Consider the following 18,087-nt stretch of genomic DNA (forward strand, 5'->3'; position numbering starts at 1 on the left):
CCCGCGGCGTTGTTTTACGCAATTAACAACTGATGGTTCGCCAGCAGCGTCGCCAGATCCGTCTGCACGCCGTTCAGCGTCACCAGGGTGGTTGGCGAGAACTGGCCGCCGGTACCGTCCAGGTCAACCTGAATCTCGGTATTGCTGCCGTTCTGCACCACGCGGATGTAATCGGTGATATTGCCCGCGCTGCTGTCCAGCGTGGCCACGCCGTTCACGTAGCTCGCCGAGCCCGTGCCGGTATAGCCGCTGTCGGAAAGCAGATCGCGCAGGTCAATGCGGTCCGTGTCCGCGGTCCCTTCCCAGGTGCCGACCGTAAAGCCATTCACCACGTCGTGACCGTTACCGCCCGTCGCATCCGAGGCGTTGATCAGCTTATAGAGCAACGTATCGTGACCGCCGCTGCCGATATTGAAGGTGTCATTCCCGCCGCGCCCTTCGAACCGGTTATCACCGCTGTTGCCGGTAATGACGTCGTCGAAGTCGGAGCCGTTAATGCCTTCAATGTTCAACAGACGCGTGGTGCCGAACCCGGTGTCCTGCGCCGTTGAGAGACGCAGATCGACGGTAATGCCGGACGTCGCATTGCGGTAATCCACCACGTCCATCCCGCCAGTGTTGCTCCAGGTGTCGTAGTCGGAATGGGTATTCCAGCCGCCGGAGCCGTTATAGGTATAGGTGCCGTCCTCTGCGATAAAGGTGTCGTTATACCCTGTCCCGGTAAGGGTCCCGCTGTGGCCGCCGGTGGCCGCCTCGGCCGTCAGGACGTAACCCTCTTTGCCGTTGCCCGCCTCCAGACCGCTCCAGGTGACGTTATCCGACACGCCGTTGGTGATCTTCAGGATCTCAGCCGAATAGGTTTCATTCGGATCCAGCCCGTAGAAGCTCACCAGCGCAGAGGTATCGTTCGAGCCAATACCAGACTGGGCGTTGATGATCTGCGACGCCACCAGTACGCCCGCGGCGTTGTACAGATTGACCGTGTTGCCGTAGTAGGCGTTGATGCCCTCGCTGTCGACAATGTGCAGGTGCATCGCGGTGCCGTCAGCAATGGTTTTGCTGTTTTGCACCAGCACCACCTTGCCGTTCTGCTGCGATACCAGCAGATCCTGCGCGCCGTCCCAGTTGTAGTCCACCGCCGCCACGCCGGTGACGTTCGCCAGGCCCGAAGCCAGCTGGCTTGAGGTCCAGGTAGAGCCGTAACCGTTGTTGGTGAACAGGGTCGCCGTCTGCGAGCCGCCGTAGGTGCTGAGCTTGATGATGTCCATCTGCCCGTCGCCGTTCCAGTCCACCGCCACCGACAGATACCCTGCCGTGGCGTTAGAGGCTTCCACCGCGCTCTTGGTGGCAGAGAGCTTTCCGGTACCGTCGTTGTAGTAGATCACCCCGCCGTTGTTGTTGTAGCTGCTGCCCAGGTACAGATCCATGTAGCCATCGCCGTTGAAGTCCGCCCACGTCATGGATGCCGCCGTGGTAGTATTCGAGGCATTGGCCACAAACACGTTCGTCAGGTTCTGACCGATAGAGAGCGTGCCATTGCCGTTGTTGTTGATCACGGTTAACGAGTACGCGCCGCTACGGTTGGTGTGCTGGACAATGTCTACCGTGCCGTCGTTGTTCAGGTCGACGCCGGAGATTTCGCGCCCGGAATCGAACTGACCGTAGAAACCGCCTTCGCCACCGGTGCCGTCCGGCGACAGAACGCCGTTGTTGTTCACCAGATAGGTCAGTGAGTCCATGCCGGCATCGCCGTACGCCAGATCCAGATAGCCATCCCCGGTTTTATCGTAGGCAATGACGCCGCCGTACCAGATGGTGGTCCCCATCGCCAGCTGGCTGGCGTTATAGGTGCTGCCATCATAGGTCCACATCACCTGCGTAGAGCCAGCGTAGGTATTTTCCGTCGCGAAGATATCCTGCGTGCCGTTACGGTCGAAGTCAGCGACGGTCTGGCTCACCACGTAGTAGCCGCGGGTGTTGGTCAGCGTATTTCCGGCATAGGTCGAGCTATCGCTGCTGGAGTAAGACTGGCCGTTAGCAATGATATTCCACAGACCGCTACTGTTCATGCCGAGGGTCATGGTGGAGTTGTTGCTGTTCCCTGCCGTGGTTGCCCAATCGGTATTCACCGAGGTGGTATCTATCACCAGGCTACCTGTCGCCGTGCCGGTGGTATTACCATTACCTGCGCTGCTCTTCACCTGCGCCGTGACGCTGTAGCTCGACACGCCCAGCGCATCGCCGTCCGGGATCTGCAGATACCAGGTGTTGTGATCCGGGTCGACCACCACCGCGCCGCCCGTCTGCGAGGTGTAGGTTTTTCCGTTCACCGTCACCACCAGGTATTCGCCGTTCACCAGATCGGCAGAAACCGTGCCGTTGATAATCGGCGTGGTGTCTGACGTGGTCTGCGCGGCAATCGCCGCCGTGGTGGTCGGAATGCTGGTATCGACGTTCAGCACAAACCCGTCCGATTCCGTGTAGTTACCGGCCCTGTCGGTGACGCGCACGATGTAGGTGTGGTTGCCGTCGCTCAGGCCGTTGTCCTGGAAGGACCAGCTTGCGCTGCCGTTCATGGTCACCTGACCGAGCAGGATCCCGTCACGATAGAGCTGAACAATTTCACCGTCGTCCGGGGCGCGGTTAAGCGTGCCGTTGATCAGCGGCGAGTTATCGTCCGTTGCCACCGCGCTGCCAAAGGTGCCCTGACGCTCGCCTTCGCCGTCGGTATAGCTCACTACGCTGCCGACCGTGGTTGGCGGCGTGGTATCCACCGTGACGACCTGAGACGCGGTAGATCCGACGTTGCCCGCCTGGTCGATAATCCGCACCTGGTAGGTGTAGTCTCCGTCAGGCAGATCGCGGGTATCGGTGTAGCTCCAGCGCAGGTTGGTGACCGTGGTATCGAGCCAGGTATTCCCGCCGTCCAGACTGATCTGCACGCGCTCGTCGCTCGCCAGCGCGCTGCCCAGCGAACCGTTGATGGTCAACGTGGTGTCCATGGTGATGAAATCACTGCCGGACTGGCCGGTATCCTCGCTGATGCTGTCGATGGTAACGCCGTACTGCGGCGCCTGAGTGTCCACCGTTACCGCCTGCGACGTAGTTGCCCCGACGTTCCCCGCCTGGTCGACGACCCGCACCAGGTAGTTATGGCTGCCGTCGGTCAGGGTACGCGTGTCGCTGTAGCTCCACTGGGTGCCGCTCACGGTGGCGTACACCCAAGTGCTGCCGCCGTCCATGCTCACCTGCACGAATTCACCCGCGCCGAGTTCTGCGCCGAGCGTTCCGTGCAGCGTGTACGAGGTCGAGCTGGTCAGGAAGTCGTTGTTGTCGAAGCCGGTATCGACGGTGATGTTATCCACGGTCACCGTAATTGCCGCATCCGGCGCGACCGTATCGACCGTCACCTGCTGATGGGCGCTGGCCCCCACGTTACCGGCGGCATCCACCACGCGAACGTAGTAGTCATAGGTCTGGTTAGCCAGCGTGCGGCCGTCCACGTAGTACCAGCTGTTGCCGGTGACGATGACGTTCTGCCAGGTCACGCCGCCGTCGATGCTGATCTGCGCGTATTCCCCGTCGGCCAGCGTTGCGCCGAGCGAGCCGTGCAGCGTCAGGGACGTATCGTTAGTGATAAAGTCGCTGCCGCTCAGGCCGGTATCGTCACTGATGCTGTCAATGGCGATGGTTTTGCTGGCATCAGGTGCAACCGTATCAATGGTCACCACCTGGCTGGCGGTGGCGCTGATGTTCCCCGCGTCGTCAATCACGCGCAGCTGGTAGTTGTAATCCCCGTCGGCCAGCGTGCGGCCGTCGACGTACGTCCAGCTCAGGCCACTGACGCTGACGTCGGTCCAGGTTACGCCGCCGTCGAGGCTGATCTGCGCGTGGTCGCCGCTGCCCAGCGCTGCGCCGAGCGTCCCTTTCAGGCTGATCTGGTTGTCGCTGGTGATAAAGTCGCTGTCGGACAGGCCCGTATCCTGCGTAATGGAATCCACGGTAATGGTCGCCGCCGCAGGCTTCGTCAGATCGATAATCACGTCCTGGCTGTCGGTGGCCCCCACGTTCCCTGCGTTATCGATCACGCGCACCTGGTACTGGTACATACCGTCTGTCAGGGTGCGGCCATCGGTGTAGCGCCAGGTGGTGCCGGTCACGGTCAGGTCAATCCAGGTGGTGCCGCCGTCGAGGCTGATCTGCGCCTTCTCGTTATTGCCGAGCTGCGCGGTCAGGGAGCCGTTGACCACAACGTGGCCGTCGTTGGTGATGAAATCGCTCGCGCTCAGGCCGGTGTCGTTTTGCAGCGAGTCAATGCCGATCCCCATCGACGGCGCGGTCAGATCGACGGTCACGGTGTGGTTGTCGCTGGCGCTGTTGCCGATGGTGTTACTGACCTGCGCGTGAATCACGTACGAACCGCCGTCCGCCAGCGCGGTCACGTCTGTGCTGCCGAGCGTATAGCTCCAGCTGCCGTCATTCTGCACGGTCGCCGTATAGGTTTTACCGTTCAGCGTAATGGTCACCGTCTGGCCCGCAGGCGCGTCGGTGGTACCGCTGACAAGCAGCGGCGTGCCGTGCTCGGCGGCATTAACGATGTCGTCCTGCGCAAAGGTGTTGATGGCGATGGTCGGTACGTCGCCGTTCAGCGTCACGTCGTGCGTGGCGCTACCCGGGTTACCCGCCTTATCGCTCACCGTAGCCGTAATGGTGTAATCCCCGTCGCTCAGGCCGAGGAAGTCGCGGCCCGGCACGAAGACCGACCACGAACCGTCGGCACCAACGGTCGCCTGATAGCTGTGCCCGTTGAAGGAGACGGTCACCGTCTGGCCCTGCTCCGCCGTGGTGGTGCCGCTGATGGTCTGGCCCGCCAGCTGCTCGGCGTTGTTGACGATATCGTCATCGGCCACGGTGCTGATGGTGACGGTTGGCGCCACGGTATCCACCGTTAAGGTGTGCGTGGTTTGACCGTTATTACCCGCGTTGTCGTTCACCGACGCGGTGACCGTCAGCGCGCCCTGACCCAGGGCCGCCAGGTCGGCGGCAGGAACGTCTAAGGTCCAGGTGCCGTCGTTTGCCACGGTTGCGGTGTAGGTTTTGCCGCCCAGCGTCACGGTGACGGTCTGGCCCACCTCGGCGCTGGAGGAGCCGTGAACCGTCAGCGGCTGCTGCGCTTCCGCCGCGTTAAGCACGTCGTCGCCGGACAGCGTCGCAATGCTCACGACCGGCGCGGTGGTATCCACGCTGATGGTATGCGTTGCCGAGGCGCTGTTGCCCGCGCTGTCCTGCGCCGAAACGGCCACCTGATAGCTCGCACCGTCGGCCAGCGCGCCCACATCGGCGGCAGGAACGGTTGTGGTCCATGAGCCGTCGCTTTGAATGGTAGCCGTGTAGCTCTTACCGTTCAGCGTCACGGTAACCTGCGTGCCGCTGGCGAACTGCGCGCTGGAGCCGTTAATCACCAGCGAGGCGCCCGCCTCTGCCGCGTTAATGACGTCATCGCCGCTGAGGGTGTTAACCGTCAGCGCCACGGAGGCTGTGTTGACCACCACGTCATGGGTCTGGGTGCTGCTGTTGCCCGCGCTGTCGGTAATGGTCGCGCTGAGGGTCACGGTGCCGTCGGTCAGCGCAGAAATCACGCTGGCCGGGACGCCCACGCTCCACTTACCGCTGGCGTCAACGGTAGTGGTGTACTGGTTCGATCCGATGGTGATAACCACCTTATCGCCGACGTTCGCGCCGGTTGCCGTACCGCTGACGATCTGCGCCTGCGCGTGCTCCACGCTGTTAATAACGTTATCACCCGCCACGACGTTAAAGCTGACGGTCGGCGGCGTGGTATCAAGCGTAATCACTTTACCCGCGCTGCCCGGGTTACCTGCGGCGTCGCTCACGCTGACCTGCACGGTGTAACCGCTGTCCGCCAGGGCGGACAGATCGGTACCAGGAACATTGACGCTCCAGACGCCGCCCTGCTGTACCTGGGCGGTATAGCTCTTACCGCCGAGCGTCACGGTCACCGTCTGCCCGACTTCTGCCGTGGTGGTGCCGGAGAGGGCCACGCCTGCGGACGCCTCGCTGGCATTGATCACGTTGTCGCCTGCGACCGTATCAATGGTCACGGCTGGCGCGGTGGCGTCCACGCTGTACTCGCGGCCTGCGGACGCGCTGTTGCCGTTGACGTTGGTCACGCTCGCCTGCACGCTGGCGTCGCCGTCCTTCAGGCCCGTCAGATCCGCAGACGGCACGGTGGCCGTCCAGTTACCGTCAGCATCCACTTTCGCAGTGTATGACTTGCCGGCAAAGGTAATGGTGACGGTCTGGTTTTCCTCCACGTTTGAGGTGCTGCCGGACAGCACCAGATCCGCACCTTTCTCCGCCGCGTTAATCACGTCGTCTGTGGCAATCGCATCGATGCTGATAGCCACTGCTGACAGATCGACAGTCACGTCATGGCTGATGGTCACCGGATTGCCCGCGCTGCTCTGGCCTGCAACGGTGACGGTCACCGTGCCCGCTGCCAGGGCCCCGACGTCTGCCGCCGGGATCGCCGCGCTCCATGTGCCGTCTGCCAGCACGGAGGCCGCATAGGTTTTGCCATTCACGGTTACGGTAAGCGTGGTGCCCACCGCCAGCCCGTCGCTGGAACCGGTGACGATCAGGTTCTGGCCATGCTCGATGCTGTTAATCACGTCATCGCCCGCCACGGTTTCAATACGCAGGCCCGGCAGGCTGGCGTCTATAGCGATTTCGCGCTCGCCCGTTCCCGTATTGCCGTGGCCGTTGGTCACCGTCGCCGACACCGTCAGGTCGCCGTTGCCCAGCGCCGTCAGGACGGATTGCGGCACGTTCACGGACCAGGTGAGATCGCTCTGCACCGTTGCGGTGTAGCTGTTGCCGCCGATAGTCACGGTTACCGTGTTGCCCGCTTCCGCGTTCGCTACCTTACCGCTGATGGTCTGACCCGCGGCCACTTCCGCCGCGTTGATGACGTTGTCACCCGCCACGGTGTTGATGGTGACGGTCGGCAGCGCGGTGTCCACCAGCAGGTTCGCGGTGTTATTCACGCTGTTGCCCACGCCGTTGGTCGCGGCTGCGCTCAGGGTATAGTTCGCTTCGCCCAGACCCGCGAGATCCGCTGCCGGAACGGTCAGGTTCCAGGTACCGTCCGCCGCCGTCGTGGCCGCGTAGTTTTTACCGTTGAGGGTCACGGTCACCACGGTGCCTTCCGCCAGGTTGGCGCTGGTGCCGCTCACGCTCAGGTCCTGACCTTTCTCCACCGCGTTCAGTAAGTTATCTCCGCTGATGGCGTTGAACGCCACCGATGGAAGGCCGGTATCGACGGTCACGTTATGGCTGCCGGTACCGGTATTGCCCGCCGCGTCGGTCACTGACGCCGTGACGGTCACGGTGCCGTCGCTGAGGCCGGAAATCACGCTCGCCGGTACGCCCACGCTCCAGTTACCCGCCGCGTCCAGCACGGTGACGTAAGTCTGGCCGCCAATGGTGACGGTGACCTTATCGCCCGCTGCCGCGCCGGTAGCGTTGCCGCTGATGATGTGCGCCTGAGCGTGCTCAGTGATGTTAATCACGTCATCGCCCGCTACGGTGTTGATGGTAACCGCAGGCACGGTCACGTCCACCGTCAGGTTGTGGTCAACGGACGCCAGGTTACCGGCTTTGTCGCTCACGCTTGCAGTGACGGTCACGCTGCCGCCAGCGAGTGCGCCCAGATCGGCGGACGGAACGCTCAGCGTCCAGGTGCCGTCTGCGCTGACCGTTGCGGTGTAGTCCTTGCCGTTCAGCGACACGGTCACGGTCTGTCCCGCCTCGGCGGTGCTGGTGCCGGAGATCGCCAGGTCAGACTGCGCTTCAGTGGCGTTCAGAATGTCGTCGGTCGCCAGGGTATTAATGGTCACGGACGGCGCGGTCGCATCCACGCTGTACTCGCGGCCCGCCGACGCGCTGTTGCCGTTCACGTTGGTGACGCTCACCTGCACGCTGGCGTCGCCATCCTTGAGGTGTGCCAGATCCGCAGACGGTACGGTACAGGTCCAGTTACCGCTGTCGTCTACTGTCGCGGTATAGATTTTGCCGTTCAGGCTGATGGTCACGGTTTGCCCGGCTTCCACGTTAGTGGTCGCACCGGACAGCACCAGATCCGCGCCCTTCTCCGTCGCGTTAATCACGTCGTCGGTGGCGATGGCGTTGATGCTGATGGCAACGGTCGCCAGATCCACCGTCACATCGTGGCTGATGGTAATCGGGTTACCCGCTGAACTGTCGCCGGTAACGCTGATTTTGACGGTGCCTTCCGGCCACGCGCTCACGTCGGTGGACGGGATCGCCGCACGCCAGGTGCCGTCCGCCAGCACCGTGGCCGCATAGTCTTTACCGTTGACGGTGACGGTCAGCGCGGTACCTGCGCTCAGGCCGTCACTGGATCCGTTCACGATCAGGTTCTGTCCGTGCTCAATGGTGTTGATCACGTCGTCACCCGCAACGGTGTCCACGCGCAGGCCCGGCAGGTTAGCGTCGATAGCGATTTCGCGCTCGCCGGTGCCGGTATTTCCGTGGCCGTTGGTCACGGTCGCCGTCACGCTCAGGCTGCCGTTGCCCAGCGCGGTCAGCACGTCAGACGGCACGTTCACGGACCAGCTCAGATCGCTTTGCACCGTTGCGGTGTAGCTGTTGCCGCCAAGGGTGACGGTCACGGTGTTGCCCGCTTCCGCATTCGCCACGGTACCGCTGATGGTCTGGCCCGCCGCCACTTCCGCAGCGTTAATGACGTTATCGCCCGCCACTGTATTGATGGTGACGGCAGGCAGCGCGGTGTCCACCAGCAGGTTCGCGCTGTTGCTCACGCTGTTGCCCACGCCGTTGGTGGCGGTCGCGTTAAGGGTGTAGTTAGCCTGACCCAGCCCGGCCAGATCCGCCGCCGGAACCGTCAGGCTCCAGGTACCGTCTGCCGCCGTGGTAGCCGTGTAGTTTTTACCATTCAGGGTCACGGTCACCACGGTGCCTTCCGCGAGGTTGGCGCTGATGCCGCTGACGCTCAGATCCTGACCCTTTTCAACCGCGTTCAGGACGTTGTCATCGCTGATGGCGTTGAAGTTGACCGATGGCAGGCCGGTGTCGACGGTCACGTTATGCGTGCCGGTGCCGGTATTGCCCGCCGCGTCGGTGACCGACGCCGTGACGGTCACGGTGCCGTCGCTGAGGCCGGAAATCACGCTCGCCGGTACGCCCACGCTCCAGTTGCCCGCCGCGTCCAGCACGGTGGTGTAAGTCTGGCCGCCAATCGTGACGGTGACCTTATCCCCCGCGGCCGCGCCGGTGGCGGTACCGCTGATGATGTGCGCCTGAGCGTGTTCCGCCACGTTAATCACGTCATCGCCCGCCACGGTGTTGATGGTCACCGCAGGCACGGTGATATCTACCGTCAGGTTGTGGTCAACGGACGCCGGGTTACCCGCTTTGTCGCTTACCGATGCGGTGACGGTCACGCTGCCGTCGGTCAGACCCGCAAGATCGGCCGCCGGAACGTTCAGCGTCCAGCTACCGTCGGCGCTCACCGCAGCGGTGTAGTCTTTGCCGTTCAGAGAGACGGTCACGGTCTGGCCCGCTTCGGCTGTACTGGTGCCGGAGACGGTCAGGTCAGACTGCGCTTCGGTGGCGTTCAGAATATCGTCGTTTGCCAGGGTATTGATGGTTACGGACGGCGCGGTTGCATCCACGCTGTACTCGCGGCCTGCGGACGCGCTGTTGCCGTTGACGTTGGTGACGCTCACCTGCACGCTGGCGTCGCCGTCTTTCAGGCCCGCGAGATCGGCGGACGGTACCGTGGCGGTCCATTTACCGTCGGCATCGACTGTGGCGGTGTAGCTCTTGCCGCCGAAGGTGATGGTGACGGTCTGGTTTGCTTCCACGTTCGAGGTGGTGCCGGAGAGCACCAGATCCGCGCCCTTCTCGGCCGCGTTGATCACGTCGTCTGATGCAATGGCGTCAATGCTGATGGCGACGTTCGCCAGATCGACAGTCACATCGTGGCTGATGGAAACCGGGTTACCGGCGCTGCTCTGGCCGGCAACGGTGACGGTGACCGTGCCTGCTGCGAGAGCACTCACGTCTGCCGACGGGATCGCGGCGCTCCAGGTGCCGTCTGCCAGTACGGTAGCCGGATAGGTTTTGCCGTTTACGGTCACGGTCAGCGCCGCGCCCGCCGCCAGCCCGTCGCTGGTTCCGGTGATGATCAGGTTTTGAGCATGTTCGATGCTGTTGATCACGTCATCGCCCGCCACGGTATCCACGCGCAGGCCCGGCAGGTTCGCGTCTATAACGATTTCACGCTCGCCCGTTCCAGTATTGCCCACGCCGTTGGTGACGCTGGCGGTCACGGTCAAATCACCGTTACCCAGCGCGGTGAGCACCGATTCCGGCACGTTAACGGACCAGGTGAGATCGCTCTGCACCGTTGCGGTGTAGCTGTTGCCGCCAATCGTCACGGTCACGGTGTTGCCCGCTTCAGCATTCACCACCTTACCGCTGATAGTCTGGCCGGCTGCCAGCTCCGCCGCGTTAATGACGTCGTCACCTGCAATGGTGTTGACGATTACCCCCGGCAGAACGGATTCCACGTTCACGGTGTGTGACGTGCTGGTATTGTTGCCGACGCTGTCCGTTGCCGATGCGGTAACGGTGTACAACGCTTCACCCAACGCGCCAACCTGATCCGCCGGAACGGTAGTCGTCCATTTCCCGTTGCTATCGACCATCGCGCTGTACGCTTTGCCATTCAGCATCACGGTTACTACCGCGCCTGCCGCCAGGCCGGAAGCCGTACCGGAGATCGTCAGATCCTGGGTTTTCTCGGTGTTGTTGATCACATCGTCACCGGAGACGGTGTCGATGGTCAGCACCGGGGCGCTCAGGTTCACCTCCACGCCATGCGTGGCGCTGTTGCTGTTGCCCGCTTTATCGGTCAGCGCCGCGGTGATGGTGTAATCCCCGGCGGCGAGAGCGGTGACGTCCGCCGCAGGCACGCCCACGCTCCAGTTGCCGGACGCGTCCAGGGTGGCGGTGTACGATTTGTTGTTGAGGGTAACGGTGACCACGTCACCCGCCGCCGCGCCGGTCACGGAACCGGTGACAATCAGGGCCTGAACATGCTCGGCGCTGTTGATCACGTCGTCGTCGGAAACGGTGTTAATGGTCAGCTGCGGGACGGTGGTATCGACCAGCACGTCACGATCCGCTGAGGCCGGGTTGCCCACCTTATCAGACACGGCGGCGCTGATGGTGTAGTTGCCGTCGGTAATCGCACCGAGATCCGCAGACGGCACGGTTACGTTCCAGCTGCCGTTCGCCTGTACGGTGGTGGTGTAGTCCACGCCGTTCAGCGTCACGGTAACGGTCTGGCCCGCTTCGGCGTTGGTCACGCCGTTAACGACCAGATCCTGCTGCGCTTCGGCCGCATTGATGATGTTGTTGTCGCTGACAATTTCAATAGACACCGTCGGTGCGGTGGCGTCCACGCTGTACTCGCGGCCTGCAGACGCGCCATTGCCGTTCACGTTGGTGACGCTCACCTGGACGCTGGCATCGCCGTCCTTCAGACTGCCCAAATCGGCGGACGGTACGGTCGCCGTCCAGTTGCCGCTGGCATCAACCGTCGCGGTGTACGACTTGCCGCCGAAGGTGATGTGAACCGTCTGGTTTTCTTCCACGTTGGTGGTTGTGCCCGACAGCACCAGGTCCGTGCCTTTCTCGGCCGCGTTAATCACGTCGTCGGTGGCGATGGCGTTTATGCTGATGGCAACGGTCGCCAGATCCACCTTCACGTCGTGGCTGATGGAAACCGGATTGCCCGCCGCGCTCTGGCCGTCCACGGTCACGGTGACCGTGCCCGCATTCAGCGCGCTGACGTCTGCCGCCGGAATGGCCGCCGTCCAGGTGCCGTCCGCCAGCACTGTTGCGGCGTAGGTTTTGCCGTTGACGGTGACCGTCAGCACAGAGCCGCTCGCCAGCCCGTCGCTGGAGCCGGTAATAATCAGGTTTTGCGCGTGCTCAATGCTGTTGATCACATCATCGCCCGCCACGGTATCGACGCGCAGGCCCGGCAGGTTGGCGTCAATAGTGATGTCGCGCTCGCCGGTACCGGTATTGCCGTGGCCGTTGGTGACGCTGGCTGACACCGTCAGTTCGCCGTTCCCGATGGCGGTTAAAACCGTAGACGGCACGTTCACCGACCAGCTCAGATCGTCCTGAACCGTCGCGGTATAGGTATTGCCGCCGACTGAAATGGTGACAGTGTCACCGCTCGCCGCGCCGCTCACTTTGCCGCTCAGGGTCTGCCCGGAAGCCACTTCCGCTGCGTTAATGACATCGTCCGTGGCGACAGGGTTGATGGTGACCTGCGGCAGCGCGCTGTCGACCAGCACGCTGTGGTCGGCGCTCGCGCTATTGCCTGCGGTGTCGGTTACGCTCGCCGTCACCACATAGCTCGCTTCGCCCAGCGCAGAGACGTTTGCCGCCGGAACGGTGACGCTCCAGCTGCCGCTGGCGTCAGCGGTGGCGGCGTAGTTAATGCCGTTCAGGGTCACCGTGATGGTGGTGCCTTCCGGCTGGTTGCTGGTGCCGGAGAGCAGCAGATCCTGACCTTTCTCTGTCGCATTGATCACGTCGTCAACCGCCAGGGTATTGATGGCAACCACCGGTGCGGTCAGCGAGACGTCAAATTCATGCGTGGCGGTGGTGCTGTTGCCGGCTTTATCGGTGAGGGTCGCAGAAATCGTCTGGTCGCCGTTTGCCAGCGCGCCCACGTCCGTCGCCGGCACGCCCACGCTCCAGCTGCCGGACGCATCCAGCATGGCGGTGTAGTCTTTACCGTTCAGGGTCAGGGTAATCACGTCGCCCGCCTGCGCGCCCGTGACCTTACCGGAGACGATCAGCGCCTGGCCGTGCTCGGCAATATTCACGACGTCGTCGCCCGCAACGATGTTGAATGAAATCTGCGGTACGGTGGTGTCGACCAGCACCGAGGAGCCCGCGCTGGCCGGGTTGCCCGCTTTATCGGCAACCGTTGCCGTCACGGAGGCATTACCGTCCACAATGCCCGCCATGTCTGCCGCAGGAACGTCGAGCGTCCAGCTGCCGTCCGCCTGCACCTGCGCGGTGTACTGATTGCCGTTGAAGGTCACGGTGACCGTCTGGCCCGCTTCGGCGGTAGACGTCCCGCTCAGGGTCAGATCCTGCGCCGCCTCTGCCGCGTTCAGCATATTGTCATGGCTGATGGTGTTGATGGTCACCGTCGGCGCGGAGGTATCGACGCTGAATTCCTGCGCGGAAGACGCCGCGTTGCCGTTCACGTTGGTGACGCTGGCCTGCACGCTGGCATCGCCGTCCTTCAGGCCGCTTAAATCGGCTGCCGGAACGGTGCAGGTCCAGTCGCCGTTGGCGTCTACCGTGGTGGTGTAGGTTTTACCCGCGAAGGTGATAGTCACGGTCTGACCTGCTTCAACGTTGGACGTGGTGCCGGAAAGCACCAGGTCCTGGCCTTTTTCCACCGCGTTGAGCACGTTATCGTCGGTCACGCTGCTGATGCTGATAGCGACAGGCGCGAGATCGACATCCACGACGGTACCAATAGCCACCGGGTTGCCGGAGGCATCATGCGCGCTGGCGCTGATGTTCAGCGAGCCGTCGGCCCACTGCGACACGTCCGCCGCAGGCACGGCCGCCTGCCAGGTGCCGTCCGCCAGTACCGAGGCAGAATAATCCTTGCCGTTAATAGTCACGGTGACGGTGCTGCCCGCCGCCAGATCGGTGCTGGTGCCGGACACGATCAGGTTTTGACCGTGCTCGATGACGTTAATCACGTCGTCGCCCGCCACGGTATCGATGCGCAGGCCCGGAAGCTGGGCGTCAATGGTGAAGTCGAGAGAAGACGAGCCGGTATTGCCGTGCGCGTTGGCCACGCTGGCGGATACGGTCAGGTCGCCGTTGCCGAGTGCGGTAAGCTGGCTCTCGCTTAACGGCAGGCTCCAGGTCAGATCGTCCTGCACGGTAGCGGTGTAGGTCTGACCGCCAAGGGCAATAGTGACAGTGTCACCTGGCGCTGCGTTCGCCACCTTACCGGTCAGGGTTTGCCCTGCGGCCACTTCCGCCGCGTTGACGATATTGTCGCCCGCCAGCGTATTAATCGTCACCACCGGCAGCGAACTGTCCACCAGCACATCATGTGAGGTTGAGGCGCTGTTGCCTACGTTATCTGTAACGCTCGCCGTCACGGTGTAGTGGGCTTCTCCCAGCGCGCTTACGGCCGAGGCCGGGACGGTCACGCTCCAGTTACCGCTGGCGTCGGTAGTGGCGGTGTAGTTGATGCCGTTCAGGTTAACGGTGACGCGTGTTCCTTCCGGCTGATTGCTGGTGCCGGAGAGCAGCAGATCTTCACCCTTCTCGGTCGCGTTAATCACGTCGTCCGCCGCCAGCGTGCTGATGGCGATAACAGGCGTCACGGTATTCACCACCACATCCAGGGAACTGCTTCCGGTGTTGCCGGACCGGTCGGTCACGGAGACGTCGATGGTCCAGGTGCCGTCTGCCAGACCCTGCACGACAGACGCCGGCAGGCCAAGGCTCCAGTTCCCCGCCGCATCCACCACGGTGGTGTAATCGACGCTGTTAATGGTGATGGTCACCCGATCGCCCGCTGCCGCACCGGTAACGGAGCCGCTCAGGATCTGCGCCTGCGAATGGGCGAGCTGGTTAACGGTATTGGTGTCGGTGACGAAATCGTTAATGGTCACCTGCGGTACGGTGGCGTCCACCAGTCCCACGCGATCGGCGCTGCTGCTGTTGCCCGCCACGTCGCTCACGGTTGCGGTCATGGTAACGATGCCATCCGTCAGGGCACCCACGTCAGCCGCAGGCACGCTCAACTGCCACGTACCGTCCGCCTGAACCGTGGTCTGGTACGTTTTGCCGTTCAGCGTCACGGTCACCGTCTGTCCTGCTTCCGCAGTGCTGGTACCGCTTAAGGCTAAATCCTGCTGCGCTTCAGCCGCATTGATGATGTTGTCGTCGGTCAGGTTATCGAGCGTAATCGCCGGAGGCAGCGTATCGACCGTAACCACGCGCGACGCATCGGCGCTGTTGCCGCTGACGTTAGTGACGCTGACGCTCACCTGCGCGCGCCCGTCGATCAGAGTTTCCATGGCGCTGGCGGGTACGGTCAGGCTCCAGGAACCGTCCTGCTGCACCTGCGCGGTAAAGGTCTGGTCGGCGAATTTCACCACCACGGTCTGCCCCGCTTCTACGCCCTGCGTCTGTCCGGAAAGGGTTAAATCACTCCCTTTTTCAGCCGCATTCAGCAGGTCGTCGCCGGAAACGGTATCAATGGTGACCGCCACGGCGTTCAGATCGAGTTCAATCGGGTGTTCAGCCGCAACGGTATTGCCCCAGGCATCTACCGCGCTGACGCTAACCGTCATGCCGCCCGCCGTCCAGGCCTGCAGGTCCGCCGCCGGAACGCCGATCTGCCAGTTGCCGCTGGCGTTAACCGCGGTAACGTATTCAACGTTGTTAATGGTGACGACAATCTGCGTCCCCGCGGCCAGATGGGTACTGGAGCCGGTGACGCTCAGATCCTGCTGCTGTTCAATGGCGTTGATCACGTCATCGCCGGAAATGGTGTTGACGCGCAGGCCCGGCAGCTCCGCGTTGATATTGATATCACGCTCACCGGTGCCGGTATTGCCGTGCGCGTTGGTGACGGAGGCGCTGAAGGTCAAATCGCCGTCGCCGAACGCCTGAAGATCCGCTGACGGGATTTTCACGCTCCATGTCAGATCGCTGCCAACCGTCGCAGTGTAGCTCCTGCCGCCTACGCTAATCGATACGGTATCGCCCGCCGCCGCACCGGTAACACGACCGCTGAGGGTTTGATCGACGCCCGCTTCGGCGTTATTGACCAGGTTGTCGCCCGCAAACGTATTGATAATGACCTGCGGCAGCACGGTGTCCACCAGCAGATTCGCTTCGGCAGAACCGCTGTTACCCACGCTGTCGGTGCCGCTGACGCTCACGGTATAAAGGGTGTTCGCCAGATTCAGCACGTCAGAAACCGGCACCTGAACCGTCCAGATACCGTTTTCAACCGTGGCCTGATAGTTAACGTTGTTTAACGTGACGGTGACGGCGCTGCCGTTCGGCAGGTTGCTGGTGCCGCTCAGGCTCAGGGGCTGCATGGCCTCCTGCGCGTTCAGGACGTTATCCTGGCTGATGGCGTCAATCGTGAATTCCGGCGGGTTGCCGCTCAGCGTCACGCCGTGCGTCGCGCTGCCGGTGTTGCCCGCGGCATCAGTGACGGAGACAGAAATCGTGTGGCTGCCCTCACCGAGCGCGCCGATGACGGAGGCAGGAACGCCGACGCTCCAGCTGCCGTCGGCAAGCACCACACCGGTGAAGGTCTGTCCGCCAACGGTCACGGTCACCACGTCGCCTGCCGCCGCGCCGCTCGCCTTCCCGGAAACGATCTGCGCCTGGCCCTGCTCGCTGGTGTTCAGAATGTCGTCACCCGCGACGGTGTTGATCGTCACAACGGGAGGGGCGGTATCAACCGTGAAATCGGCGGTGGTGGAAGAACCGTTACCCGCTTTGTCGCTGACGTTGACCGTCAGGGTGTACCCGCCGTTAGCCATCGCCTGCACTTCACCGGCAGGAAGCGTGACGGACCAGGTGCCGTCGCTGCCCACGGTAGCCGTGTGATTTTTACCGTTCAGCGTGACCGTAACAATCTGGCCCGCTTCCGCATCGGTTTTACCGCTAATCGTCAGCGGCTGATTATGTTCAGCGGCGTTAATGATATTGTCCTGCGCGATTGCGTTCACGGAGAGCGCAGGCGCAACGGTATCAACGCCAATCGTCTGGCTGCCGCTCACGGTGTTCCCCGCCGCGTCTTTGCCGCTGACGTTCACCGTCCAGGTGCCGTCTCCCAGCGCCTGCGCGTCTGCCGCAGGCACTTTTACGCTCCATGCACCGTTTGCACCCACTTCAGCCGTATAGGATTTGCCATTCAGGGTGACGGTCAGTTCAGTGCCCTGCGCCAGGTTTTTGCTGGCGCCGGAGAGCGTAAAGCCCGCGGATTGCTCGCTGGCGTTAAGCACGTTATCGCCCGCCGTGGTTGCCAGCGTAATGGCGGCTTCAGCGGTCGAGACCGTCACGGTGATGCTGCCTGCAGAGGTCGTTTTACTGCCGTCGATCTGCACAACGGACCAGGTATGCTCTCCGTCCGTCTGGGTCGGTAATTTTACCGTCCAGGCGCCGTCTTTACCGACCATCGCGCTGGCGATGGTGCTTCCGCTGCTGTCTTTGATCTGGATGGTCGCGCCCGGCTGGCCGGTTCCGCTAAAGGTCGGGGTGTTATCGTCCGTGATCGCATTTGCACTCAGCACGCCCTGCCTGTCGCCCGCACTGTCCGTCAGCAGGAACGTCGGCGTGGCGCTTTCGACTTCTTTTGTATTATCAATGACTTTAGTTTTAGTTTCGCCATCACCACCATGTGCCAGCAGTGCCCCGATGGCACCGCCGCCTAACGCAGCGCCCGCAATCCAGCCCCACGGCGCGTCGCTTAAGACACTTCCCTGCTCGAGAAAAGGTTCAATGCTGCTAATCGGTGTGGCCTGTGCGGTGAGCTCGGTCACCGCAGCGCCTGACGCTTCCCCGGCATCGGCAAAAGAAATATGCGTCAGTTCCTGACGATCGTTGAACACCAGCTCCGACTGATTATGCGTTTCAGGATCTTCAACAAAATAGTTATTGCAGCGAATTACGCTGCCATCTTTCATATAAATGAGGAGGTCTTTCCCCTGGCGGACATAGCGCGCAACATCCTGAGCCGAACCCTGGATTTCAATCACGCTCGGGGAGGAAATAGATACCGACAGATTTCCCTCGCCGGTTAATTTCGTTTTCTCCGCCGTTTTGCGAATGATGACATCAACAACTTTTACGTTACTCATATTTCTCTCCTTGCAGGTGCACGGATCCCTGTGGATATGTCCACAAGATGGATGTAGCTATCCCTGG

General features: G+C 62.4%; 1 protein-coding gene. It reads right to left on the bottom strand.

Annotated features, from left to right (window positions below; translation table 11 throughout):
- Positions 1-14 precede the first annotated feature (14 nt).
- The gene (locus tag ABR39_RS21225) at positions 15-18,020 is read right to left on the bottom strand and encodes an Ig-like domain-containing protein (protein ID WP_047348594.1); all 18,006 of its coding nucleotides are present in this window, start codon (positions 18,018-18,020) and stop codon (positions 15-17) included.
- Positions 18,021-18,087: the final 67 nt, after the last annotated feature.

The sequence above is a fragment of the Enterobacter genomosp. O genome, from assembly GCF_001022965.1.
GTDB classification, from domain to species: Bacteria; Pseudomonadota; Gammaproteobacteria; order Enterobacterales; family Enterobacteriaceae; genus Enterobacter; species Enterobacter cloacae_L.